Origin of the sequence: Caulobacter sp. Root343 (genome assembly GCF_001425745.1) — a bacterium.
In the GTDB taxonomy this organism is placed as follows: Bacteria; Pseudomonadota; Alphaproteobacteria; order Caulobacterales; family Caulobacteraceae; genus Caulobacter.
This window is the reverse complement of sequence record NZ_LMDF01000001.1, coordinates 58,472-80,186: the sequence shown is the minus strand read 5'-3', so window position 1 is coordinate 80,186 and position 21,715 is coordinate 58,472. Positions and strand designations below refer to the sequence as shown.

Here is a 21,715-nt window from a genome sequence, read left to right as displayed (position 1 = left end):
AGGGCTCTAGCGCGTCTTGGATCGTTTCTCAAAGTGCTCGACCGTCCACCAGGCCAGGACAAGCAGAACGCCGACGACGATCAGGGCGATGTGGACCCCGTGTTCGACCGGCGTCACATAGGTCACGCCGCCATGCTGCTTGAACGGCGTGACGAACCGGCCGCTCGGCGCCGCCGGACGTTGCTTGGTCAGCAGCTCGGTGAACCACCAGCTGCCGGCCAGGTACGCGATCACCGTGACGACGATCGCGGCCTTCGCCGCGAGCCAGCGGCCGATCTTCACTTGGCCAAGGCTTCCAGCTGGCCCGGCAGGGCGTAGGACCAGGCGGTGATGTCGCCAGCGCCCAGCAGCACGACGAGGTCGCCGCTGGTCGCTTCGGCGGCGATCAGGGCCGGCAAGGCCGCCGGGCTCTCCAGCGGCAGGGCGCGGCGGTGGCCGAATTTCTTGAGGCCCTCGACCAGGTGGTCGCGGTCGACGCCCTCGATCGGCTGCTCGCCGGCCGTATAGACGTCGGCCACGATCACCGTGTCGGCGTCGTTGAAGCACGAGCTGAACTCGGTCATCAGGTCGCGCAGGCGGGTGAAGCGGTGCGGCTGGACCACGGCGATCACCTTGCCGGCCGAGACCGCGCGGGCGGCCTTCAGCACGGCGGCGATCTCGACCGGGTGGTGGCCGTAGTCGTCGACGACGCGGATGCCGTTGGCCACGCCCGTGGTGGTGAAGCGGCGCTTGACCCCGCCGAAACCGGCCAGGCCCTTGGCGATCGATCCAGCGTCGAGGCCCAGCTCGCGGGCCACGGCGACGGCGGCGGTGGCGTTCAGCACGTTGTGGTGGCCGGCCATCGGCATCTTCAGGCCGTCGTAGCGGACGACCTCGCCGTCGCGCGGCGAGATGACGATGTCGAACTTGGCGCCCTCGGGACCCATCTCGATGTTGGAGACCCGCACCTCGGCCTGCGGATTGGTCCCGTAGGTCACCAGGCGCCGGTTCTCGATCCGCGAGGTCAGGGCCTGGACTTCCGGATGGTCGGTGCAGACGGCCGCGAAGCCGTAGAACGGGATGTTCTCGATGAAGGCCTGGAAGCCCTTCTTCACCGCGTCGAAGTCGCCCCAGTGGTCCAGGTGCTCGGCGTCGATATTGGTGACGATGGCCACGGTGGACTTCAGCTTCAGGAAGCTGCCATCGCTTTCGTCGGCCTCGACGACGATCCAGTCGCCCTCCCCGACCTTCGCGTTGGTGCCGTAGGCGTTGATGATGCCGCCATTGACCACGGTCGGGTCCAGGCCGCCGGCGTCCAGCAGGGCCGCGACCATCGAGGTCGTGGTGGTCTTGCCGTGGGTGCCGCCCACGGCCACCGAGAACTGCAGCCGCATCAGTTCGGCCAGCATCTCGGCGCGCCGCACGAGGGGCAGACGCTTGTCGCGGCCGGCGACCATCTCGGGATTGTCGGCCTTCACGGCGGTTGAATAGACGATGGCCGAGGCGCCCTCGACGTGGCCGGCCTCGTGGCCGATGAAGATCCGCGCGCCCAGCTTTTCCAGCCGCTCGGTATTGGCGCTGGCCTTGGCGTCGCTGCCCTGAACGGTGTAGCCGATACGGATCATGATCTCGGCGATGCCGGACATGCCTATGCCGCCGATGCCGATGAAGTGCACGGGGCCGAGTTCGAAGGGGACGGGGCGTCTACGCTGGATCATGAAAAGCCGATTAGACCATTTGCGCGCAACGCGAAACGCCCTCCTGGCGCTCGGGGTGTGGACAGCGCCCGCCCTCGCCCAGGCCCCCTCGCCTGCCTCCCCCTTGGCCCCGCTTGAGCTGCGCCTGGCCGATGTCGGCCGGTTCGCGGCCTTCGTCGACCTGGGCAGCGTCCAGTGGAACGGCCGGATCGCGCGGCTGCGCGTCCTCCAGGTCACCGAGGGCGGCTTCAAGGCCGGGGCCGACGAGTTCTGGGGCGGCTGGCGTCACGAGGTCATCGACTGCGACGCCCGCACCATCGCCCACGCGGGCTTCGGCAGCATCCGGGCCGGTGGTCGGGAGGGGCCGGTCACCGGCGACCAGCGCCCGGCCGCGCCGCTGCCGGCGGGCGGCGTGGACGAGGCGGTGGCCAAGCTCGTCTGTGATGGATGGAAGCCGTTCGCCAAGGTCGCGGTGGCGGGAAGCGTCGAAGAGGCGGTGAGGATCGGGCGGCCGCTGATCGAGACGGGGGCTGAGCCTTGAGTAAGCTTGACCTGAGATAGAAATGGTCATTTTACATCTTAAGATTGACTATCGCGCGACGTAGGCGAAAGCTTCCGCCAATCCTCATGCCGAGGATGGAGGGAGTGAACATGAAGACCAGCCTGCGTTGGAAATCCGCCTGCGCCGCCGTCGCGACGATCACCCTGTTCAACCTGCCCCTGTTGGCCCAGCCGGCGATGGCCGCGCCGCCGCCGGTCTGCATCCAGTGGGGCTGGGCCAAGTGCGATCCCGTCGGCCCGCGCTTCTCGCCCGCGTGGAACGAGTGCTTCGAGTACTACACCACGGAAGGCTGCCCCTGGTGGGACGGCACGCTGACCAGCAAGTCGGCGCCTCAAGCCGTGAAACCCGAGGACATGGAGAAGCTGGTCCGCCAATAGCGACCAGCCGGCGCGGACGGCTCGGCCGTCCGCGCTACGCGCCGTCCGCTCCAGCGGCTTGGCCACGCGCGCCGTTCGCTGATCGAGACAGGGGCTGAACCGTAGTTTCGTCCGGACGGCTCCTTGCCAATTTTTGCCAAGAACCTCATGCTCGCGCCATGACGACGATGAACATTTCTCTGCCGGACGCGCTCAAGACCTTCGTCGACGAGCAGGTCGCCGGTCGAGGCTATGGCACGAGCAGCGAATATATCCGCGAGCTGATCCGTAAGGATCAGGACCGTCAGCGTCTCCGCGGCCTGCTGCTGGACGGCGCCGGATCCGCGCCGGGCGCCAAGGCGGACGCTCGCTATTTCGAAGACCTTCGGGCGCGCGTGCGAACCCGTTCGTGAACCGCAGGGACGTCATCCCGAGAGCTCGGGCCGAGGAGGACGTCAATGACGCGCTGGACTTCTATCTCGCCAAGGCTGGGGAGAAGGTCGCGGTCGGCTTTATCGACGCGCTGGAACGCGCCTACCGGCTGATCGGCGAACGGCCGGACGCGGGCGCGACCCGTTACGCCCATGAACTTGGCTTGCCCGGCCTAAGAAGCTGGCCCCTGCGCGGCTATCCCTACGTCGTGTTCTACGCGCCCCGGGAAGACCACGTCGACGTCTGGCGTGTGCTGTACGCTTCAAGTGACCTGCCGGCCTGGATGGCCGGAGACGACGTCTGAGAGGCCGGCGCGAGCACACGGCCGCGCCATCCGATCACTTGAAAAAGTCTAGAGGCTCCTTCGCATCGCCGGGCTGGTATTGGTAGAGTTCGAAACCCGAGTTTTTCGACAACCACAATAACTGGCTGCCGCAGATCTTCATTAGACGATGGACCAACTGTACCTCATTCTCGCCCAAGGCTCGGCTCGATGAGTTCTGGCCTAGAAATTCAAAGCGCGCGCGGCCGGTTCGCATGGTCGTGATCACTTCGCCAGCGACCTCAACGTCATGGTCTGTACCGAACTCGAAAACGATCGCGAACTCACGCTCTTGACCGTCTTGATCCATGTAGCGGACCGTGTGCTCGGAAAATCGAATATGTTCCGCAGTCATTCTGGATGCTTGACCTACATGGAACAAAATAGCAACATTTTGAGAGTTTCGGGCAAAGCTCCGACGTCCGATCACGAGCGATAACCGCCCGCACGCTCGGCTTTTATCGGACAGCGTAAACGATGTCTGTGGCCGCGGTGATCTGCGAGGACATGATCCATGCGCCAAGTTCCCTGTGGCGGAAGGCGTCGAGGAGGCGGTGAGGATCAGGCGGCCGCTGATCGAGGCGGGGAGCGGAGCCGCAGGACAGGTTGGAGCAAACTCATCGTAGCTGCTCAGCTTGAAGGACGACTCGCGATAGCAATCATCATTCGGCAGGAGTTGAGTGATGCAACATCTTGAAAGCCCAAGTCAGCACGCCTCCGCCTACCCCGTCAGCCTCAGATGCCCATCTTGCCGCCAGATCGGCGTCTTTACAGGTCATCAGAATGTAACCGACTTGAACTGGAAATCCTCAAATTCCGGCAGCATTGCGTTGCGGCACGCTGGAGTGAGGATTTGCCCAAATTCAGATTGCCGAGCAATCGTGTTCGTAGTTGTTCAGGCTAACGATATTCTCGAAACCTATCCTCTCCAGCTGATAGACTTCGATGCCTCCAGCCTCCCAGCGCCGATATTGAGATCGCTGGAAGAGGCTATTCTGTGTCACGGTGCCGGGGCCTACCGAGCATCCGCCTTGATGGTTCGGAGGGTGCTTGAAGAACTCTGTGAGGACAGGAAAGCCGCAGGCAAAGATCTCTTTGCTCGACTTCAAGCCCTAAAATCGAGCGTAATAATACCTACCGAACTTTTCGAGGCAGCTCATGAGCTGCGCCTTCTCGGGAATGACGCCGCGCACATAGAAGCTAAATCCTATGACGACATCACGGAGATAGAAGCCTCCTTGGCTCTTGAGTTGGCCAAGGAGCTTCTCAAAGCAGTTTATCAATACACCAGTCTGGTTGCGCGCATGCGGGCTATGAAGAAACAGTAATCCTACCGCGCCGTCTTCTCCACCAGGTCCGCCAGCTCTTCCGCCGCGTTCGGCTTGGCCACGCTGCGTGCGCCGGCCGCCATCCGCTCCAGACGCTCGGGATCCTTGAGCAGGGCGTTCAGGGCCCCGGCCATGGCGTCGACGGTCAGCTCGTCCTCGAGGCAGACGGCCGCGCCGCCCGCCTCTTCCAGGAGCTTGGCGTTGAAGCGCTGGTGGTCGTCGGCGGCGATCTTCAGCGGCACCAGGATCGACGGCCGGCCGGCCACGGCCAGCTCGGTGCAGGTCGAGGCGCCCGAGCGGCCGATGACCAGATGGGCCTGGCGCAAATAGCCGGCCATGTCGCGGAAGAACGGCGCGACCTCGCAGTCGACCATGGCGTTGCGATAGATCTTGCGCGCGCCTTCCATGCTCTCGGCGCGGGCCTGCTGGAACACCTTCAGCCGCGAACGGACGTCCTCGGGCAGCTTGGCCACCGCCTCGGGGATCAGCTCGGACAGCAAGCGCGCGCCCTGGCTGCCGCCGGTGACCAGCACGCGCAGCTGCACCTCGGGCGCGAGGTAGGGCACGTCGTAGAGCGCGCGCACCGGCGGGCGGATCGGGTTGCCGACCACGTGGGCCTTGGCCTTCACCCCGAGCTTGGCCATCTGCAAGGTCGGGAAGGCGCAGGCGACCGCGTCGACCCTGGACGCCAGGAAGCGGTTCACGCGGCCCAGCACCGCGTTCTGCTCGTGGATCACCGTCGGGCGCTTCTGGCTGAGCGCACCCAGCAGAGCTGGCAGGGCGGGATAGCCGCCGAAGCCGACCACCACGGCCGGGTCCAGGCGCTTGAAGGCCGCGCGGGCCTCCATCACGCCCTGCATGACCACGAAGCCGGCCCTGACCATGCCCAGCGGATCGTTGGCCTTAGCGGTGGCGGCCGACAGGGCCAGCCGCTCCTGCGCCGGGAACTTGTCGGCGTAGAGCGCGCCGCGATCGTCCGTGGCCAGAACGACGCGCCAGCCACGGGCGGACAAGGCCTCGGCGAGGGCCTGGGCGGGGAACATGTGGCCGCCGGTTCCTCCGGCGGCGACGACAGCCAGCTTGCTCATGTCAGGCGAACGCACCGTCGGCGCCGTACTCGCCGCTGGCCCCATAGGCGCCGGGGCGCTTGCGCACCAAGGCCAGGGCCATGCCCAGCGTCAAACCCATCGCGAGCATCGAAGAGCCCCCGTAACTGATGAACGGGAGCGTCATGCCCTTGGTCGGGATCATGTTCAAGTTCACCGCGATGTTAATGATGGCTTGCTGGCCCACCAGCACGAACAGGCCGGCGGCCGCGACCTGCTCGAACGAGTCGTTCAGCTTCATGGCCTTGAACAATCCGCGCACCACCACGAAGGCGAACAGGCCGATCAGGGCCCACGAGAAGATCAGGCCGTATTCCTCGGCCGCGACCGAATAGATGAAGTCGGTGTGCAGGTCGGGCACGTGGCGCTTCATGACGCCCTCGCCCGGGCCGCGGCCGAACAGGCCGCCGGCGCGAATGGCCTCGGCGGCGCGGGTCACCTGGTGGGTGTCGGCCTGGTCGGGGCTGAGGAACTTCTGCACCCGGGCGTGCACGTGGTCGAACAGGAAATAGGTCGAGCCCAGGCCCGCCAGCGCCACCGCGCCCAGGCCCATGATCCACGAGATCGGCACCCCGGCCATCCAGAAGGCGGCGCCAAAGGCGATGGTGATCAGCACGGTCTGGCCGACGTCCGGCTGGATCAATAGCAGGGCCACGGCGATGAAATACAGCAGGAAGGCGATCGAGACGCCCGGCACGCCCTCGCCCTTCTGGCCTTCCGAGAACATCCACGACACCAGCACGATCAGGGCGGGCTTCATGAACTCGGACGGCTGCAGGGTGAAGCCGCCGAACTGCAGCCAGCGGGTGGCGCCCTTGGCGTTGTGGCCGATGAACGGCAAGGCGATCATGATGGCGATCGCCGCGATATAGATGAAGAAGGCCGAACGCCGGATCCCCTTGGGCGACAGCATCGACGTGGTCAGCAGGATCACCGCCGCGCCGCTGGCGAACACGCACTGGCGCAGGGCGAAGTGGAACTGGTCGCCGATGCCGATCCGCTGGGCCGCCGCCGGGCTCGAGGCGAACGACAGCAGCATGCCCAGGGTGACCAACAGCGCCGTGGCTCCAAGGAGCCAGCGATCAGTCGTCCACCACCAGATGCCGAGCGCGGTGCGGTCGGTGCGGGCGAAGGCGTGTGTCGCGTTGGAGGCCATGGCGGGAAGAGTCGGACCGCAGGGTTAATCAAATCTTGCTTGGCCAGTCTAAGTCCGTGGACATGCGGCGAAAAGCGCGTAGCGCGCCCCGGCCCCTCCCGCCTTGGACCTCAGCGCAGCTCGAAATAGGCCGTGTCGCCGCCGTCGGTGTGGGCGATCACCGCGATCCGCAGAGCGACGCCGTCGTCCAGGACCAGGCGGCACTCGCCGCTGCGGAAGGCCTGGCGCAGCACCTCGGCGTCGGCGGTGATGCTGCCCTTGCCGCCACGCTTGGCGCCCTGGCCGTCCGCGAACAGCACGGAGAAGGCCACCGCCCGCTCCTCGCGCTCGAGGATCAATGCGCCAGCGCCCGTGCGGGGCGGCTTGGAAACCTTGCCGAAAGCCATGGAATACACACCGAGAACTTCAAAGACCGATCATTACTCCGAATTTCGCCGCCACCGCAAAAATAAAACTCAAAAAGACATTGCGCCCTGGTGAGAACTTCGCGCATAGTGGATTTTCCAGAAATCGATCGGGCCGCCGGCTTCTCGCCAATTCATTGAAGCTTGGCTTTGGCTTGTCTCAAATCCTTTTGGGACCCGATCTCGTGGCTCGCCTAGAGCCGCGCTTCACGAAAGACCTCATGCACGCATCGCAAGACATCGGCCACACGCAACGCCAGAAGACCGCCGCCGACGCAAAGGCGGCCCTGCTGGCCAAGTTCAAGCCGCGCGCGTCAAGCACCGATCCTCAGTTCGCCCAGCGCGCCGAGATGCGGACCGCCGAACTGAGCCAGGTGCGTGAGGACCGGGCCGTGGCCAAGGCCGCCGTGCGCCAAGCCGCCGCCGAGACCGCCCAGGCCCTGGTCGACGCCGAAGCCGCCCTCGCCGCCGACGCGTTGACCGCCAAGCGCGGCGAGCGCAAGGAACGCAAGGCGCTCTCGAACGCCGAAGCCAAGGCCAAGCGCGACGCGCGCTACGCCGCACGGAAGGCGCGCTCTTAAGATGGCCCGTAAACCCAACTACGATTTCGAACGCAAGGAACGCGAGCGCCAGAAGGCGGCCAAGGCCGCCGAGAAGGCCGCCGCCAAGCGTCCCCCGGCCAGCGACGAGCAACCCTCGGACGAGAACGCCTAGCTTCGGCCAGCCCCGGAGCTAGTCCGGACCATCATGCCGGCGATCTCCTTGAGCAGCTTGGCCGCCACCCCGGCGGTCAGGCCGTTCACGTCGCGGCCGGGATTGTACTCGACGATGTCGGCGCCGACGATCGGCTGATCGATCGTGTGGATGATGTCGATCACCTGCCGCGTCGACAGACCGCCCGGCTCGGGATGCGAGACGCCCGGCGCGAAGGCCGGGTCCAGCGCGTCGAGGTCCAGCGACACATAGACGGGCGTGTCCAGCTTCAGCGGCAGGCTGCGGCGCCAGAGATGCGCCTCGACCACCTCCACGCCGAACCGGGCGATCTGGGCGTCGTGGTGCGGGTTCACGCAGCGAATGCCGATCTGGATCAACCGGTCGGCCAGTTCCTCCTCCATGATCCGCGCGAACGGGCAGGCGTGCGACCGCCGATCGCCCTGATAGACGTCGTAGAGATCGCTGTGGGCGTCGATGTGCACGATGGTCAGGCGCGGATGGCGCTTGCGCGTCGCGCGCAGGATCGGATGGCTGACCGCATGGTCGCCGCCCAGGCTGATCAGCGGATGTCCCGCTTTCAGCACCTGACCCACCTTCGCCTCGATCGCGTCCCAAGGGTCGGTCGCCGCGTCGAAGGCCACGTCGCCGTGGTCGACCAGCCGCCCGGGCTCGCCCAGGTCGACCCGCGTCTCGCTGACCAGCCCGTGGGCGTCGGACCACAGCACCTGGCGGATCGGCCCCGGCGCGCCGGCCGCGCCCTTCAGGTGCGAGGAATAGTCGTCATGGGGCACGCCCAGCAGGGAAACGCTCGTCATCTTCGGCCTCGGAAATGAAACGGGGCGGCCTTGGCCGCAGGGCGTTCGTAGGGCCGGCGCTTTATTAGCTCCACTTCAATGCGCTAATGATGTTGCTAAGCTATCCTACGAGATACCCCATGCTCGACCTTGCCCGCCTGCGTCTGCTGCGCGAACTCGCCCGCCTCGGGACCATGACCGCCGTCGCCGACGTCCTGGGCCAGACCTCCTCGGCCGTGTCGCAGCAACTGGCCATCCTGGAGCGCGAGGCGCGGGCCCCGCTGCTGGAGCGGATCGGCCGCCGTGTGCGCTTGACCGCCGAGGGCCAGAGGTTGGCCGCCCACGCCGAGACCATCATGCAGGCTGTCGAGGCGGCCGAACTGGACCTGCGCGGCGCTCGCGAAGTCCCCGACGGCGACCTGGAGGTCGCCACCTTTCCCAGCTTCGCAAAGGCCCGGCTGCTGCCCGCCGTGCTGCGCCTGCGCGCCCGCTGGCCGGGCCTGAAGGTGACGGTCCGCGAGGAAGAGCCGATCGACTCGCTGGACGCCGTGCGCGAGGGCCGCCGCGACCTGGCCATCGACTTCGCCTACAACCTGACGCCGCGCGGCGACGCCGTTGGGCTATCGACCTTTCCGCTTCTGGAGGAGCCGGTCCTGCTGGCCCTGCCCGCCGATCGGCCCGGCGAAGGTCCCGTCGATCTGCGCGACCTGGCCCGGGCAGACTGGATCGTCGGCTCGCGGCAGTCGGATGACCATCGTCTGGCCGAACGCGCCTGCGCCCTGGCCGGTTTCTCGCCTCGCATCGTCCACACCATCGACGACTACGATCTGATGCTGCGGATGGTGGCGGCGGGCCTGGGCGTCGGCTTCGCCCCGGAGATGGCCTTCACGTTCTCGGGCGCGGAGGGCGTCGTCGGCCGGACCGTCGCCGACCTCGCCCTGACCCGCCGCATCCAGGCGGTGACCCGTCCGACCCTGGCGAACACGGCGCGGGTCAAGGCGCTGATCGCGGCGCTGGTCGCCTAGGCCAGGGCCCGCTTCGTCCAGTCGACGATCTGGGCCGTGCTCATCGCACCCGCCTGGCGCGCGACCGGCGCGCCGTCCTTGAACAGGATCAGGGTGGGAATGCTGCTGACGTTCAGCGCGCCGGCGGCGGCGGGCTCGGCCTCGGAGTCCAGCTTCAGCAGGCGCGCGGTCGGCTCCAGCTGGCGCGCGGCGGCCTCGAAGTGCGGGGCCATGGTCCGGCACGGCCCGCACCACGGCGCCCAGACGTCCAGCAGCAGCACCACGCCTCGGGTCAGGCGGCGGTGGCGGTCCAGCGCCGCGCCGGTCACCGCCGTGGGCGCGCCGGTGAACAGCATCGCCTTGCAGCGGCCGCACTTGGCCGAGAGCGGATCGCGGTCCTCCGGGAGGCGATTGCCCGCTCCGCAAGCCACGCAGGCGATCTGGGACATGACCCGGCTCCTTCGCCGCCAAACACCGAAGGGCGAACACCCGCCCCTCGGACGCCGTTCCCCTATAAGACGAGACGCATGGCTTGTAATCGTCGGCCAGCCGGTGATCATGGGCGCGGCGGCAGGGACGACTGGTGGCTGACGAAGGCTCTGACAAAACGGTTCTGGAAGGCGCGGGGGCCTATTTCCTCAGCGTCGTCGAGGCCAGCCAGGACTGTATCCGCGTGATCAGCGCCGACGGCGTCGTCGAGTACATGAACGCCCAAGGCCAGGCGCTGTTCGAGATCGAGGATTTCGACGGCCGCAACCGGCGTCGCTACTGGCCCGAGATGTGGCCGCCCGAGAGCCGCGAGACCGTCGAACAGGCGTTGCGGACGGCCCTGGACGGCCACGCCGTCGCCTTCCGCGCCGCCTGCCCCACGGCCAAGGGCTCGCCGCGCTGGTGGGACACCACCGTCTCGCCGATTCTCGAGGGCGAGCGCGTCATCCGCGTGCTGGCCACCTCGCGCGACGTCACCGGCGAGCGCCTGGCCGAAAGCCACCGCCAGCTGCTGGTCAACGAGCTGAACCACCGGGTGAAGAACACCCTGGCCACCGTGCAGTCGATCGCCAAGCAGTCGCTGCGCAACGCCGGCGTCGATATCTCGGTGCGCGACGCCCTGGAGGGCCGGCTGATGGCCATCGCCGCCACCCACAACGTGCTGACGGACCAGAACTGGTCGGCCGCCAGCCTGCGCCAGATCGTCGACGGCTCGGTGACGCCCTACCGCTCCAATCCCGGCCAGCTGACCATCACCGGCCAGGACCTGAAGGTCTCGCCCAAGCCGGCCGTGGTCATGGCCCTGGCCTTCCACGAACTAGCGATCAACGCCCTGAAGTACGGCGCCCTCTCGGCCCCCGGCGGCCACGTGGACATCCGCTGGCACGTCGAGTCCAACGACCAGCTCTATATCGAATGGGCCGAGCGCGGCGGACCGGAGGTGCGCAAGCCCGAACGGCGCGGCTTCGGCTCCCGCATCGTCGAACTGGCCCTGCCCAACGAGCTGGGCGGCGCCGTGGCGGTCGACTACCGCTCCGAAGGCCTGCGCTGCTCGATCCGCTCGCCGCTGTCGTCCCTGGACAAGATCGACGCGTTCATGCCGCTGGGGTGAGGGGTGGCGGGGCGGGAACTCATCCGCGTCCACATCGGACGATCCGCACGGCCGCTATGGGTGGGAAGCCGCCATGGTCGCCGGCTGCCCTCTGCATGCTAAGGCGCTGTGCTATTTCCGGTCGGACCAACGGATGATGGCCAAGAGCGCCAGACCGCCGACCAAGAAGATGCCTCCCAACGCGCACCAGGTCGCGAGATCGACGCCGACTTCATCGGCCCATTGTCGCGACGTCTGGCGTTTGCCGCCCAGCGCAGTGAGCAGCATGCCGAAGCCCACGGGCGCGAGAATGACCGCTCCCCAGGCGCCAAGATTACGCATCGGGTCTCGCATGGGCTCTAACAAGGGAAAGTTGAAGCTCGGCGGCAGTTGTACGATGACGTTGCGCAGGCCTGCAAAGGAGGAATATCGATGCATGCTGACTACTCTCCCTAGGGAGGCGAAGGCAGCACGGGCCACCAATTTCCGCAACGGGTGGTTAGCGGACTTAGACGGCCTTCCACCAGCTGTTAGCGTCTACCAAACGAAACGCCTGGCCTGGGCGCCTCTCCGTAGCGATTTCCATACTGATCGCCGGGGATGAGGCCGAGCCAGATGAGAAGCATAGCTATTGCCAGTGCCACAAACCCGAGACCTTCAAGAACAAGCTCTTCATCATCAAGCCATACCGAGAGCGCGAGAACTATCGTGATCTCCAAAGCAAAGACGCCGACAGCAATCCATCCAGATCGATCGATGTCATGCAAGCGAGGAACCGCCAGCAGTACGAGGACGACCTCGCTGACGCGAGGCTGCATTCCACCGAAGACATAGAGAGCACCAACCACTGCCGCCATGAACGCGATGCAGCACCAGTAGGTCGCACGGTTCATTCGTCCGCGTAGAAACCCCATTCCCCCTCCGCAACGTTTGCGCATGCATATAGCCACGCTTCCCGTAGTGGTAGAGACATTTCAACGGGTGGCGAGAGCCACAACACCAATGCCCGCCTAGGTCGGGTCCAGAAATTGACGCTCGCGCCGGAAACCGACCCTCGCGAGATGGGCGATTCTAAGCCACCGCCACCTTGCCGCCGCTCACCGCCAGCCCGTTCACCGCCGCGCGGAACGCCTCGCCCCGGGCCTCGAAATCGCTGAACTGGTCGAACGAGGCGCAGGCGGGCGAGAGCAGGACGATGGCGTCCTCGCCGCTGGCGGCTGCGTCGGCATAGGCTTGTTGGACGGCCTTCTCCAAGGTGACGCTCAGCGAGACCTCGGCCTTGCCGGCCAGGGTCCAGGAGAACGGCTGGGCCGCCTCGCCGATCAGATAGGCCTTGGCGATGCGTGGGAAGAGGTCCTTGAGATCCTCGATGCCGCCAGCCTTGGCGACGCCGCCGGCGATCCAGTAGAACTTGGGATAGGATGACATCGCCTGGCGGGCGGCGTCGGCGTTGGTGGCCTTGCTGTCATTGACGAAGCGGACCCGGCCCAGCTTGCCGACCGTCTCCATCCGGTGGGCCAGGCCCGGGAAGCTCATCAGGCCGTCGACCGCGTCGTGGATGGGAATGCCGATGGCCCGCGCGGCCGCGTAGGCGGCGGCGGCGTTCTGCCAGTTGTGGCGGCCGGGCAGGCTGCGGGCCCGAAGCAGGTCGGCGACCTCGACGACCCGCTCGCCGGTGGCGTCGTACAGCACGCCCTGCAGAGCATAGACGCCCCGGCCCATGGCCTTGCCGGCGCTGATCGGCCAGATGGTCCGGCGGTTGGCGGCGGTGATCTCGGTGCAGATCTGCTGGCACCAGGCGTCGTCGACCCCGATGATCGCCGTGTCGCCCTTGCCCTGGTTCAGGAAGATCCGGCGCTTGGCGGCGATATAGCCGTCCATGCCGCCGTGGCGGTCCAGGTGGTCGGGCGAGATGTTCAGCAGCACCACCGCGTCGGGGTGCAGGCTGGAGGTCAGGTCCAGCTGGTACGACGACAGCTCCAGCACATAGACCGCGCCGCCGTGCATGTCCTCCAGGCCGAGGACCCCCTGGCCGATATTGCCGCCGATCCGGGTGTCGCGACCGGCCGAGGCGCAGAGATGGCCGATCAGGGCGGTCGTGGTCGACTTGCCGTTGGTGCCGGTGATGGCGATGATCTTCGGGCGCTTGTGGATCGGCGCGGCGTTGACCGTGCGGGCGAACAGCTCGACGTCGCCCAGGATCTCGACGCCGGCCGCCTTGGCCTTGTCGACGGTCCAGTGCGGCTTGGGATGGGTCAGCGGCACGCCCGGCGACAACATCAGGGCCGCGAACTGAGTCCAGTCGGCGGCTTCCAGGTCCACGACGGGGAAGCCCTCGGCGGCGGCGGCCTCGCGACTGGCCGGCTTCTCGTCCCACAGGGCGACCCTGGCCCCTCCCGCGATCAAGGCGCGCGCGGCCGTCAGTCCGGTCCGGCCCAGGCCGAACACCGCGACGGTCTTGTCCTCGAATCCGCGGACGGGGATCATCTTCCGGGGTCTCCTAACGCAGCTTCAGGGTGGCGAGGCCGACGAAGGACAGCATCATCGCCACGATCCAGAACCGGATCACGACGGTGGATTCAGCCCAGCCCAGCTTCTCGAAATGGTGGTGGATCGGCGCCATCAGGAAGACCCGCTTGCCGGTCTTCTTGAAGTAGGCGACCTGGATCATGACGCTCAGCGCCTCGGCCACGAACAGGCCGCCGACGATGCCCAAGACCAGCTCGTGCTTGGCGCAGACGGCGATCGCGCCCAGCGCGCCGCCCAGGGCCAGCGAACCGGTGTCGCCCATGAAGATCTTGGCCGGCGGGGCGTTGTACCAGAGGAAGCCCATGCCGCCGCCGATGATCGCGCCGCACAGCACCGCCAGCTCGCCGACACCCGGCGCGAAGTGCAGGTTCAGATAGTCGGCGAACTTGTAGTTGCCCACCAGGTAGGCGATCAGGCCGAAGGTCGAGGCGGCGAACATCACCGGCACGATGGCCAGGCCGTCCAGGCCGTCCGTCAGGTTCACGGCGTTGGAGAAGCCGGCGATCGTGACGGCCGCGAAGACGACGTAGAACCAGCCCAGATTGACCACCAGCGCCTTGAAGATCGGGAAGACCACGCTGGTCTCCATGCCCGGCGTCATCGGCGACTTGGGCGCGAACAGGATCAGGATCACGGTGGCGGCGATGGCCACGATGAACTGGGCGATCAGCTTCTGGACGCTGGAGAGGCCGGCCGTGGTTTGCTTGGTGACCTTGGCGTAGTCGTCCATGAAGCCCAGCACGCCGTAGCTGCCGGTGACCAGCAGCACGACCCAGACGTGGATGTTGCGCAGGTCCGCCCACAGCAGGGCGCCGACGAACAGGCCGGCCAGAATCATGAAGCCGCCCATGGTGGGCGTGCCGGCCTTCTCGGTGACGTGGCGGGCGATGCCGTCGGTGCGGATCGGCTGGCCCTTGCCCTGCTTGGCCTTCATCCAGCGGATGAAGCGCGAGCCCATGGCCACGGCGACGACATAGGCGGTCAGCATGGCCATGCCCGACCGGAAGGTCAGGTATTTCAAGAGGTTCAGCGCCGGGACGTGCTCTTGCGTGCGCGCCAGCCATTCGTACAGGAAGTACAGCATCAGCCCTGTTCCCCAAGGTCGAGCGCGGCCAAGGCGCCGGCGAGAACGCCGGCCCTGGAGCCGTTCGACCCCTTCACCATCACCACGTCGCCGGGCTTGATCGCCCCCGCCAGCGCCGTCGTTAACTTTTCGGTAACTTCCGCGTAGCCGCCCCGCCGAGTCGGCGGAAGCGCCTCCCACAGTGATTTCATGTGGACGCCTGCGAGAAACACCACGTCAACGTTTGCACGCGCGATCGGCTCTGCAAGCTCGGCGTGAAAACGGCTACTGCCCTCGCCCAATTCGAGCATGTCGGTCAGCACCGCGACCCGGCGGCCGGCGACCTTGCGCGCCCCCAGGGTCTTCAGCGCGGCCTGCATCGAGACTGGGTTGGCGTTGTAGCTCTCGTCGACCAGGGTGAAGGCGCCGCCGTCGATGCGGACCGTCTTCTCGGCCCCGCGCCCCTCGATCGGCGCGAAAGCCGCCAGGGCCGCCAACGCGGTCTCGCGCGGCACGTCCAGGGCTTCCAGCATCAGCAGGACGCAGAGGCTGTTGGGACCCCAGTGGACGCCAGTCTGGCGGATCGGGAAGCTGAGGGCTTCGCCGCGCAGATCGACCGAGACGGTGGCGCCCTCGCCGTCCACGGCGAACCCGGTCAGGCGCGCGGTCGCGCCTTCGGCCTCGCCGAAGCTCCAGACCAGCGCGCCGGCCTTCTCGGCCCCGGCCTTCAGCAGGTCGAACCAGCGATTGTCGGCGTTCAGCACCGCGACGCCACCCGGCTCCAGCCCCGCGAAGATCTCGGCCTTGGCGCGGGCGACGCCCTCCTCGCCGTCGGCGAAGTTCTCGAGGTGCACCGGCCCGACCGTGGTGATGACCACGGCGTGCGGGCGGACGAACTGGCTGAGCGGGGTGATCTCGTCGGCGTGGTTCATGCCGACCTCGAACACGGCGCGCTGGGTGTCGCGCGGCATCCGCGCCAGGGTCAGGGGCACGCCGATGTGGTTGTTGTAAGACTTCACCGAGGCGTGGGCCTTGCCCGCCAAGCGCAGGCCCGCCTCGACGGCGCGGGTGACGCTGGTCTTGCCGACCGAGCCGGTCACCGCCCCGCGCTTGCACTGCGGCGCGCGCTCGCGAGCGGCGACGCCGAGCGCTTCCAGCGCCTTGAAGGTGTCCGCGACCATCACGGCCGGAGCGTCGACAGCCTTGGCGGCCAGAACGCCGGTCGCGCCGCTCGCCACGGCCTGCGGCACGAACTCATGCCCGTCGCGCGCGCCGACCAGCGGCACGAACAGGTCGCCCGGCTCCACCGAGCGGGTGTCGATCGAGACGCCTGTCACGGTGAAGTCGCCGGCGACCTCGCCGCCAACGGCTTTCGCGATCTCGTCAGCGGTCCACAGCGCTTCAGGCATCCACGCCCTCCAACGCTTCGAGGGTCTCGGCCACGTCGTCGAACGGGTGGACGACGCCGGCGACGACCTGGCCCTGCTCGTGGCCCTTGCCGGCGATCACGAGGACGTCGCCCTCGCGCAGCAGCTCGACGCCGGCGCGGATGGCGGCGCGACGGTCGCCGATCTCGCGCGCGCCGGGCGCGGCGTCCAGGATGGCGGCGCGGATCGAGGCGGGATCCTCCGAGCGCGGATTGTCGTCGGTGACGATGGCGACGTCCGCCAGGCGCGCGGCGATGGCGCCCATCAGGGGACGCTTGCCGCGATCGCGGTCGCCGCCGGCCCCGAACACGGCGATCAGCTTGCCGGCCGTGTGCGGGCGCAGGGCTTCCAGCACCGTCTCCAGCCCGTCGGGCGTATGGGCGTAGTCGACATAGGCCTCGCCGCCGCGTTGGCCACGGCCGACGCGCTGCAGACGGCCGGCCGCGCCTTCCAGGGTCTCCAGCGCCTTCAGCACCTTGGCGACGTCCTCGCCGGCGGCGATGCACAGGCCGGCCGCGACCAGCACGTTCGAGGCCTGGAAGGCCCCGGCCAGCGGCAGGCCAATGTCGTAGGCGACGCCTTGTGCCTCGATCAGCAGGCGCTGGCCTTCCGGCGTCGGGGTGCGGGTGACCAGGCGCAGGCCCTGGCCGTCCTCGCCCACCGAGAACACGCTCTGGCCCGAAGTGACGGCGGCGGCGGCGAAGTTCGGGAAGGCCTCGCTGTCGGCGTTCAGCACCGCCGTGCCGCCGGTCGGCGTCAGGGTGTCGAACAGGCGCAGCTTGGCCGCGCGATAGGCCTCCATCGAGCCGTGATAGTCGAGGTGGTCCTGGGTGAAGTTGGTGAAGCCGGCGGCGTGCAACTTGACCCCGTCGACGCGGCGCTGGTCGACGCCGTGCGAGCTGGCCTCCAGGGCCAGGTGAGTGACGCCCATCTCGGCGAGGCGCGCGACCATCTCGGCCACGTCGCCGGCGTCCGGCGTAGTCAGGCCGGGCGGGGTCAGCTGCTGGTCGGGCTGGCCGGCTTCGCTGACCACCACACCCAGGGTGCCCATGCTGGCGGCCTTGTGACCCAGGCGGGCGAAGATCTGGCGAGCGAAGCCGGCGACCGAGGTCTTGCCGTTGGTGCCGGTGACGGCCACGCACATGGCGGGCTGCTTGCCCCAGAAGGCGGCCGAGGCCAGGGCGTAGGCGCGGCGGGCGTCCTCGGAACGGACCACCGGCACGCCCAGGCCCTCCAGCCCGTCCTCGGGGGCCAGGACGGCGGCGGCGCCCTTGGACACCGCGCCCGGCGCGAAGTCGCGGCCGTCGACCTTGGTGCCCGGCAGGGCGGCGAACAGCCAGCCAGCCGTGACCTTGCGGCTGTCGGCGGTGACGCCGGCGATCAGCGGGTCGCTGGCGAACGGACGGTTGAACAGTTCCGACAGACGCCTGGTCATAGTCCCGCCTCCGGAGCAGCCGGCTTGGATGGGCTGGCGATGGTCACCAGCTCGGTCTTGCGTTGAACGCCCAGGAAGGGCGCGATGCGTTCGATCACCCGGCCCGCGGCCGGCGCGGCGACCCAGCCGCCGGTCGAGAAGCCGAAGGTCTTGGCCGTGCCGTGCGGCTCGTCCAGCAGGATCAGCACGAAGTAGCGATCGGCCTCCAGCGCGCCGTCGGTCGGGAACACCGCCGCGAACGACGAAACCTGGCGCTGGTGGTTGTAGCCGCGGATCGAGGGGTCGTACTTCTCGCCGGTGCCGGTCTTGCCGCCGACCGAAAGGCCGGGCACGTCGGCCTTGCCGCCGCTGCCGCCCTCGCCGGGCACGACGTTGGCGCGCATGATCTTCAGCATCTCCATCGAGGTGTTCTCCGAGAGCACCTGCTTTCCTTCGGGACGCACGCCCGGCGGCATCTTCTTGATGGTCAGGGGCAGCAGCTCGCCGCCGTTCACGATGGCGTTCATCGCCTGGGCCAGGGCCAGCGGGCTGATGTTCATGCCGTGGCCGAACGAGGTGGAGGCCACCGCGTCCTGGTCCCACTTGCGCGGGGTCAGGGGCCGCGCCGACTCCGGCAGCTCGACCTTGGCCGGCTTGGTCAGGCCCAGATTGGTGAAGTACTGGCTGAGGCGCTCGCCGCCGATCCGCTCGGCCAGCATGGCCGTGCCGATGTTCGACGAGTGCTTGAACACCTCGACCAGGGTCAGGATCGCCTTGGCCGCGTGATAGTCGTGAATGGTGCGGTAGCCCAGCTTGAACGGCTCGCGCGCATCGAAGGTCGAGGAGGCGGTAGCGACGCCCGTGTCCAGGCCAATGGCCACGGTGAAGGCCTTGAAGGTCGAGCCCATCTCGTAGACCGCGGCGGCGGCGCGGTTCAGGCGCTGGTCGTCGGTCGCGTCGCCGGCCTTGTTGGCGTCGTAGTCGGGATAGCTGGCCAGGCCCAGGATCTCGCCGGTGTGGACGTTGGTGACCAGGCCCACGGCGCCCTTCGGGGTGAACTCCTGGGCGGCCTTGCGCAGCTCGTCCTCGAGAGCGGCCTGCACGCGCACGTCGATCGACAGCTGGGTCGGCGCGCCGCCGTCCAGGCCGGCGGCCTTGCGGATCGGATCGTCCAGGGCGCGTTCGGCGCCGGCCAGGCCCTTGCCGCCGCTGTCGACGAAGCCGATCAGGTGCGCGGCCGTCGCGCCCAGCGGATACATGCGTCGCTCCTGCTCCTCGAACGACACGCCGGGCAGGCCGAGGTTGAAGATCGCGTCCTTTTCATCGGGGGTCAGGCCGCCCAGCACGAAGGCGCGGTGGTCGCCGAACACGGCCTTGTCCAGGCGCTTGCCCGGCACCTGCGGCAGGGCCTTGCCCAGCGCCACGCGGGTTTCCTTGCCGTCCCAGACCTCGCGCGGGTCGATGTAGAGGGCGTAGTGGGCCAGGTCGACGGCCAGCAGCTTGCCGTTGCGGTCGACCACGTCGCCGCGCGCGCCGTCCGCGCCCTGGGCATAGCCCGTGCCCTGCCCCGCGTGGGAGAACAGCGCCGCCCACCCCGCCCCCAGCGCCACGCCGACGAAGCACAGGCTGAAGAAGGCCATCACCAGGAAGATGCGGATGCGGGTGTCGTCTTCGGGCTTGGCGGCGGCGCGCGAGCGCTCGAACGCGTGCTCCAGCCGCCAGACCCGCTCGATCAGCCAGCGCCAGGCGGCGGGCTGGAAGCCGTTCGGACCCAGGTTCGAGAGGCTCATTCCAGCCCCCCTTGCGGCGGTGGAGGGGGCGGAGGCGGAGGGACCGAAGCGTCGTCCGGCAGGGCCTCGGGCGCGTCGGTGGCCAGGGCCTCGGGCGCGACCGGGACGGCGGCGACCGGAGCGCGCGGCAGTTCACGGCGACGGGCGACGTCGATCAGCGCGTCCTCGGTGATCTCGTGGTCCGGCGCGATCGGCTTCAGCTGCATCATCTGCGCCAACTGCTCGATGCGACGCGGCTGCTCCAGGTGGGCGACCTCGGCCTCCAGCAGGCGCTTGCGGACGGCCTCGTCCTGGATCTCCTGCTCGATGCGGCCGATCTCCTGGCGCTCGCTGCCGGCGAAGGTCTTGGCCAGATAGACGCTGGTGACCAGGCTGATCAGTATGCAAAGGCCCACGACCTCGACGACCCGGAAGCCACGGACGCGGCGGTTGAAGACGCCGGCGACGCTCATGCCGCGGCCTCCCAGACCGGCGCCTCGGTGCGCACGGCGGCGCGCAGCTTCGACGAGCGCGCGCGGGGATTGACGGCCAGCTCGGCCTCGCCCGGGGCGATGGCCTTGTTGGCGATCAGCTGGAAGCTGGCGGGCGCGCCGGCGGGCGCTTGCGGCAGGTGGCGCGAGCCGCCCGGCGTGCGCCCGGCCCGCTCGGCCAGGTAATTCTTGACGATACGGTCTTCCAACGAGTGGAACGTGACCACTGCGAGACGACCGCCCGGCTTCAGGATGCGCTCGGCCGCGGCGAGGCCGGCCTCCAGCTCGCCCAGCTCGTCATTGACCGCGATGCGCAGCCCCTGGAACGAGCGCGTGGCCGGGTGGACCTTGGCGCCCTTGCGACCGCCGAGCGCGCGCTCGATCACGTGAGCCAGGTCCAGGGTGCGCTCGAACTTGCGCTCCTCGCGGCGCCTGACGATGAAGCTGGCGATGCGGCGAGAGGCATGCTCCTCGCCATAGACGTAGAGGATGCGGGCCAGCTCGGTGTGGTCCAGCTCGTTGACCAGGTCGGCGGCGGTCGGGCCGGTGTCGCTCATCCGCATGTCCAGCGGGCCGTCGCGCATGAACGAGAAACCGCGCTCGGCCTCGTCCAGCTGCATGGACGACACGCCGATATCCAGCACCACGCCGTCGACCGACCGCGGCTCGAAGTGCTCGGCCATCTGGGAGAAGCGGTCCTGGATCAGGCGGAAGCGGTCCGCCGGCAGACCCTCGGCGAAGCGCTGAACGGTGGGATCGCGGTCGAAACCCACGACGGTCGCGCCGGTCGCCAGGATCGCGCGGGTATAGCCGCCCGCGCCGAAGGTTCCGTCGATGATCGTCTCGCCCGGCTTGGCGCCCAGGGCCTGGACCACTTCGTCCAGCAGGACCGAGACGTGCGGCGCTTCGCTCACGACGCGCTCCCCAGCTTGGCTGCGCGCTGCTGGGTGCGCAGAGCCGCCAGGCCTTCCCGGGCCAGGTCACGTTGCGCCGCGCGATGGGCCTGAAAGGCCTCGCGCGACCAGATCTGAAAACGCTCACCCATACCGACGACGGTCACCCAATCCGTGAGACCGCACATTTCGCACAGCTGGTCGGGAAGCGTAATGCGACCAGCTGTATCAAACGACAGCTTGGCCATGCCGCCCAGGATGCTGACCTCCAGGGCCGAGCGCGTCGGATCGCCGAACGGCAGCTCCTCGATCACGTCCAAATAACGGTCGAACAAGGCTTTTCCGCCAGCTTCCAGACAATCGGCCTCGATCGCGGGGAAGCAGAAGATCCCGTCGAACAGGCCGGAGACCGCCGCGCGGAATTCCTGCGGCACAACGATGCGCCGCTTGCTGTCGAGCTGTTTCTCGAACGTCGAGAGAAACACGAAAGCCGAACCCCGCCAGACCCACGTCGGTCGGCTAAGCCCGCCCCGACGCAAATTGGGTTAACATGGGATGAACTGGGAGACAATGACACCAAAGCCCGTTTCATCGAGATTTCAAAGGTGTCGCACCCCTTCTTCACTGGGCGTGATAGTTAATCCACAGAACATACACAGAACTGATTGAATGGAGCCCGAGCGGAGCGGCGGTTGG

27 protein-coding genes are annotated in these 21,715 nt (G+C 67.9%); 9 read left to right on the top strand and 18 right to left on the bottom strand.

All coding sequences use genetic code 11. The annotated features are described in order from the left end of the window. Window positions 1–6: 6 nt before the first annotated feature. Window positions 7–282 carry a hypothetical protein gene (locus ASC70_RS00415; protein WP_056045292.1) on the bottom strand — a complete coding sequence of 92 codons (276 nt, stop codon included), beginning with the start codon at window positions 280–282 and terminating at the stop codon, window positions 7–9. Next, complete coding sequence (gene murC, locus ASC70_RS00410; protein ID WP_056045291.1) at window positions 279–1,697, bottom strand: UDP-N-acetylmuramate--L-alanine ligase; 1,419 nt, start codon at window positions 1,695–1,697, stop codon at window positions 279–281. The genes ASC70_RS00415 and murC overlap by 4 nt, the downstream gene beginning before the upstream one ends. Here murC and ASC70_RS00405 point away from each other — a divergent pair. The 4 genes from ASC70_RS00405 to ASC70_RS00390 all read left to right on the top strand — a co-directional run bounded on the left by ASC70_RS00405 (window position 1,696) and on the right by ASC70_RS00390 (window position 3,330). After that, the gene (locus ASC70_RS00405) at window positions 1,696–2,217 is read left to right on the top strand and encodes a hypothetical protein (protein WP_056045289.1); all 522 of its coding nucleotides are present in this window, start codon (window positions 1,696–1,698) and stop codon (window positions 2,215–2,217) included. The two genes, murC and ASC70_RS00405, sit on opposite strands and share 2 nt — an antisense overlap. A 110-nt stretch (window positions 2,218–2,327) precedes the next feature. Further along, entirely contained in the window at window positions 2,328–2,615 is a 288-nt protein-coding gene (locus ASC70_RS00400) for a hypothetical protein (protein ID WP_056045287.1), read from the top strand. Between the two features lie 158 nt (window positions 2,616–2,773). Then, complete coding sequence (locus ASC70_RS00395; protein ID WP_056045285.1) at window positions 2,774–3,007, top strand: hypothetical protein; 234 nt, start codon at window positions 2,774–2,776, stop codon at window positions 3,005–3,007. Further along, window positions 3,004–3,330: a type II toxin-antitoxin system RelE/ParE family toxin gene (locus ASC70_RS00390; RefSeq protein ID WP_056045282.1), complete on the top strand. Its 327-nt coding sequence runs from the start codon at window positions 3,004–3,006 to the stop codon at window positions 3,328–3,330. The genes ASC70_RS00395 and ASC70_RS00390 overlap by 4 nt, the downstream gene beginning before the upstream one ends. 34 nt (window positions 3,331–3,364) lie before the next feature. On the opposite strand, the gene ASC70_RS00385 is transcribed toward ASC70_RS00390, so the two are convergent. Continuing rightward, window positions 3,365–3,703 (bottom strand): hypothetical protein, encoded by a 339-nt coding sequence (locus ASC70_RS00385; protein ID WP_056045279.1) that lies wholly within the window; start codon window positions 3,701–3,703, stop codon window positions 3,365–3,367. A gap of 328 nt (window positions 3,704–4,031) precedes the next feature. On the opposite strand from ASC70_RS00385, the gene ASC70_RS00380 reads away from it, so the two are divergent. Further along, window positions 4,032–4,676, top strand: coding sequence for a DUF4145 domain-containing protein (locus ASC70_RS00380; protein WP_056045276.1), 645 nt, complete (start codon window positions 4,032–4,034; stop codon window positions 4,674–4,676). 2 nt (window positions 4,677–4,678) lie between these two features. On the opposite strand, the gene murG is transcribed toward ASC70_RS00380, so the two are convergent. From murG to ASC70_RS00365, 3 genes are all read right to left on the bottom strand, one after another. Beyond that, window positions 4,679–5,764, bottom strand: coding sequence for an undecaprenyldiphospho-muramoylpentapeptide beta-N-acetylglucosaminyltransferase (gene murG / locus ASC70_RS00375; RefSeq protein ID WP_056045273.1), 1,086 nt, complete (start codon window positions 5,762–5,764; stop codon window positions 4,679–4,681). A 1-nt stretch (window position 5,765) separates the two neighbouring features. Continuing rightward, window positions 5,766–6,938, bottom strand: coding sequence for a putative lipid II flippase FtsW (gene ftsW, locus ASC70_RS00370; protein WP_047412435.1), 1,173 nt, complete (start codon window positions 6,936–6,938; stop codon window positions 5,766–5,768). 110 nt (window positions 6,939–7,048) lie between these two features. Then, the gene (locus tag ASC70_RS00365) at window positions 7,049–7,324 is read right to left on the bottom strand and encodes a hypothetical protein (protein ID WP_056046163.1); all 276 of its coding nucleotides are present in this window, start codon (window positions 7,322–7,324) and stop codon (window positions 7,049–7,051) included. A gap of 239 nt (window positions 7,325–7,563) precedes the next feature. Between ASC70_RS00365 and ASC70_RS00360 the strand changes: the two genes are divergently transcribed. Next, on the top strand, window positions 7,564–7,923 hold the full coding sequence (locus ASC70_RS00360) for a DUF6481 family protein (protein WP_056045269.1): 360 nt from the start codon (window positions 7,564–7,566) through the stop codon (window positions 7,921–7,923). A gap of 1 nt (window position 7,924) precedes the next feature. Further along, entirely contained in the window at window positions 7,925–8,056 is a 132-nt protein-coding gene (locus ASC70_RS25770; RefSeq protein ID WP_255354998.1) for a hypothetical protein, read from the top strand. Here the strand turns inward: ASC70_RS25770 and speB are convergent. Beyond that, window positions 8,053–8,871, bottom strand: a complete 819-nt coding sequence (speB, locus tag ASC70_RS00355) for an agmatinase (RefSeq protein ID WP_056045266.1) — start codon at window positions 8,869–8,871, stop codon at window positions 8,053–8,055. The genes ASC70_RS25770 and speB overlap by 4 nt on opposite strands. A gap of 119 nt (window positions 8,872–8,990) precedes the next feature. On the opposite strand from speB, the gene ASC70_RS00350 reads away from it, so the two are divergent. Then, entirely contained in the window at window positions 8,991–9,875 is an 885-nt protein-coding gene (locus ASC70_RS00350) for a LysR family transcriptional regulator (RefSeq protein ID WP_056045260.1), read from the top strand. On the opposite strand, the gene ASC70_RS00345 is transcribed toward ASC70_RS00350, so the two are convergent. Next, window positions 9,872–10,303: a thioredoxin domain-containing protein gene (locus ASC70_RS00345; RefSeq protein WP_056045257.1), complete on the bottom strand. Its 432-nt coding sequence runs from the start codon at window positions 10,301–10,303 to the stop codon at window positions 9,872–9,874. The genes ASC70_RS00350 and ASC70_RS00345 overlap by 4 nt on opposite strands. 134 nt (window positions 10,304–10,437) lie before the next feature. Here ASC70_RS00345 and ASC70_RS00340 point away from each other — a divergent pair, with 134 nt between their 5' ends. After that, on the top strand, window positions 10,438–11,454 hold the full coding sequence (locus tag ASC70_RS00340; RefSeq protein ID WP_056045254.1) for a sensor histidine kinase: 1,017 nt from the start codon (window positions 10,438–10,440) through the stop codon (window positions 11,452–11,454). Between the two features lie 111 nt (window positions 11,455–11,565). Here the strand turns inward: ASC70_RS00340 and ASC70_RS00335 are convergent, their stop codons facing one another. The 10 genes from ASC70_RS00335 to ASC70_RS00290 all read right to left on the bottom strand — a co-directional run bounded on the left by ASC70_RS00335 (window position 11,566) and on the right by ASC70_RS00290 (window position 21,504). Then, window positions 11,566–11,871, bottom strand: a complete 306-nt coding sequence (locus ASC70_RS00335) for a hypothetical protein (RefSeq protein ID WP_056045252.1) — start codon at window positions 11,869–11,871, stop codon at window positions 11,566–11,568. 92 nt (window positions 11,872–11,963) lie between these two features. After that, window positions 11,964–12,326, bottom strand: coding sequence for a DUF805 domain-containing protein (locus tag ASC70_RS00330; protein WP_056045249.1), 363 nt, complete (start codon window positions 12,324–12,326; stop codon window positions 11,964–11,966). A gap of 178 nt (window positions 12,327–12,504) precedes the next feature. Beyond that, entirely contained in the window at window positions 12,505–13,920 is a 1,416-nt protein-coding gene (murD, locus tag ASC70_RS00325) for a UDP-N-acetylmuramoyl-L-alanine--D-glutamate ligase (RefSeq protein ID WP_056045246.1), read from the bottom strand. A 13-nt stretch (window positions 13,921–13,933) separates the two neighbouring features. Further along, window positions 13,934–15,046 (bottom strand): phospho-N-acetylmuramoyl-pentapeptide-transferase, encoded by a 1,113-nt coding sequence (mraY, locus tag ASC70_RS00320; RefSeq protein ID WP_047412412.1) that lies wholly within the window; start codon window positions 15,044–15,046, stop codon window positions 13,934–13,936. After that, window positions 15,046–16,434, bottom strand: coding sequence for a UDP-N-acetylmuramoyl-tripeptide--D-alanyl-D-alanine ligase (gene murF / locus ASC70_RS00315; protein ID WP_056045243.1), 1,389 nt, complete (start codon window positions 16,432–16,434; stop codon window positions 15,046–15,048). Before murF ends, mraY begins: the two co-directional genes overlap by 1 nt. Further along, the gene (locus tag ASC70_RS00310) at window positions 16,427–17,887 is read right to left on the bottom strand and encodes a UDP-N-acetylmuramoyl-L-alanyl-D-glutamate--2,6-diaminopimelate ligase (protein WP_056045240.1); all 1,461 of its coding nucleotides are present in this window, start codon (window positions 17,885–17,887) and stop codon (window positions 16,427–16,429) included. The genes murF and ASC70_RS00310 overlap by 8 nt, the downstream gene beginning before the upstream one ends. Beyond that, window positions 17,884–19,656, bottom strand: a complete 1,773-nt coding sequence (locus tag ASC70_RS00305; protein WP_056045235.1) for a penicillin-binding protein 2 — start codon at window positions 19,654–19,656, stop codon at window positions 17,884–17,886. Before ASC70_RS00305 ends, ASC70_RS00310 begins: the two co-directional genes overlap by 4 nt. Beyond that, window positions 19,653–20,108, bottom strand: coding sequence for a hypothetical protein (locus ASC70_RS00300; protein WP_056045232.1), 456 nt, complete (start codon window positions 20,106–20,108; stop codon window positions 19,653–19,655). Before ASC70_RS00300 ends, ASC70_RS00305 begins: the two co-directional genes overlap by 4 nt. Beyond that, window positions 20,105–21,040: a 16S rRNA (cytosine(1402)-N(4))-methyltransferase RsmH gene (gene rsmH, locus ASC70_RS00295; RefSeq protein ID WP_056045229.1), complete on the bottom strand. Its 936-nt coding sequence runs from the start codon at window positions 21,038–21,040 to the stop codon at window positions 20,105–20,107. The genes ASC70_RS00300 and rsmH overlap by 4 nt, the downstream gene beginning before the upstream one ends. After that, entirely contained in the window at window positions 21,037–21,504 is a 468-nt protein-coding gene (locus tag ASC70_RS00290) for a division/cell wall cluster transcriptional repressor MraZ (protein WP_056045226.1), read from the bottom strand. The genes rsmH and ASC70_RS00290 overlap by 4 nt, the downstream gene beginning before the upstream one ends. Between the last annotated feature and the right edge of the window lie 211 nt (window positions 21,505–21,715).

What these genes read in the sequence shown, in the direction of transcription:
- ASC70_RS00405 (WP_056045289.1), top strand. Translation starts at nt 1,696, where the DNA reads ATGAAAAGCCGATTAGACCATTTGCGCGCAACGCGAAACGCCCTCCTG.
- murC (WP_056045291.1), bottom strand. Translation starts at nt 1,697, where the DNA reads ATGATCCAGCGTAGACGCCCCGTCCCCTTCGAACTCGGCCCCGTGCAC.
- ASC70_RS00400 (WP_056045287.1), top strand. Translation starts at nt 2,328, where the DNA reads ATGAAGACCAGCCTGCGTTGGAAATCCGCCTGCGCCGCCGTCGCGACG.
- ASC70_RS00395 (WP_056045285.1), top strand. Translation starts at nt 2,774, where the DNA reads ATGACGACGATGAACATTTCTCTGCCGGACGCGCTCAAGACCTTCGTC.
- ASC70_RS00385 (WP_056045279.1), bottom strand. Translation starts at nt 3,703, where the DNA reads ATGACTGCGGAACATATTCGATTTTCCGAGCACACGGTCCGCTACATG.
- ASC70_RS00380 (WP_056045276.1), top strand. Translation starts at nt 4,032, where the DNA reads ATGCAACATCTTGAAAGCCCAAGTCAGCACGCCTCCGCCTACCCCGTC.
- murG (WP_056045273.1), bottom strand. Translation starts at nt 5,764, where the DNA reads ATGAGCAAGCTGGCTGTCGTCGCCGCCGGAGGAACCGGCGGCCACATG.
- ftsW (WP_047412435.1), bottom strand. Translation starts at nt 6,938, where the DNA reads ATGGCCTCCAACGCGACACACGCCTTCGCCCGCACCGACCGCACCGCG.
- ASC70_RS00365 (WP_056046163.1), bottom strand. Translation starts at nt 7,324, where the DNA reads ATGGCTTTCGGCAAGGTTTCCAAGCCGCCCCGCACGGGCGCTGGCGCA.
- ASC70_RS00360 (WP_056045269.1), top strand. Translation starts at nt 7,564, where the DNA reads ATGCACGCATCGCAAGACATCGGCCACACGCAACGCCAGAAGACCGCC.
- ASC70_RS25770 (WP_255354998.1), top strand. Translation starts at nt 7,925, where the DNA reads ATGGCCCGTAAACCCAACTACGATTTCGAACGCAAGGAACGCGAGCGC.
- speB (WP_056045266.1), bottom strand. Translation starts at nt 8,871, where the DNA reads ATGACGAGCGTTTCCCTGCTGGGCGTGCCCCATGACGACTATTCCTCG.
- ASC70_RS00350 (WP_056045260.1), top strand. Translation starts at nt 8,991, where the DNA reads ATGCTCGACCTTGCCCGCCTGCGTCTGCTGCGCGAACTCGCCCGCCTC.
- ASC70_RS00345 (WP_056045257.1), bottom strand. Translation starts at nt 10,303, where the DNA reads ATGTCCCAGATCGCCTGCGTGGCTTGCGGAGCGGGCAATCGCCTCCCG.
- ASC70_RS00335 (WP_056045252.1), bottom strand. Translation starts at nt 11,871, where the DNA reads ATGCATCGATATTCCTCCTTTGCAGGCCTGCGCAACGTCATCGTACAA.
- ASC70_RS00330 (WP_056045249.1), bottom strand. Translation starts at nt 12,326, where the DNA reads ATGAACCGTGCGACCTACTGGTGCTGCATCGCGTTCATGGCGGCAGTG.
- murD (WP_056045246.1), bottom strand. Translation starts at nt 13,920, where the DNA reads ATGATCCCCGTCCGCGGATTCGAGGACAAGACCGTCGCGGTGTTCGGC.
- mraY (WP_047412412.1), bottom strand. Translation starts at nt 15,046, where the DNA reads ATGCTGTACTTCCTGTACGAATGGCTGGCGCGCACGCAAGAGCACGTC.
- murF (WP_056045243.1), bottom strand. Translation starts at nt 16,434, where the DNA reads ATGCCTGAAGCGCTGTGGACCGCTGACGAGATCGCGAAAGCCGTTGGC.
- ASC70_RS00310 (WP_056045240.1), bottom strand. Translation starts at nt 17,887, where the DNA reads ATGACCAGGCGTCTGTCGGAACTGTTCAACCGTCCGTTCGCCAGCGAC.
- ASC70_RS00305 (WP_056045235.1), bottom strand. Translation starts at nt 19,656, where the DNA reads ATGAGCCTCTCGAACCTGGGTCCGAACGGCTTCCAGCCCGCCGCCTGG.
- ASC70_RS00300 (WP_056045232.1), bottom strand. Translation starts at nt 20,108, where the DNA reads ATGAGCGTCGCCGGCGTCTTCAACCGCCGCGTCCGTGGCTTCCGGGTC.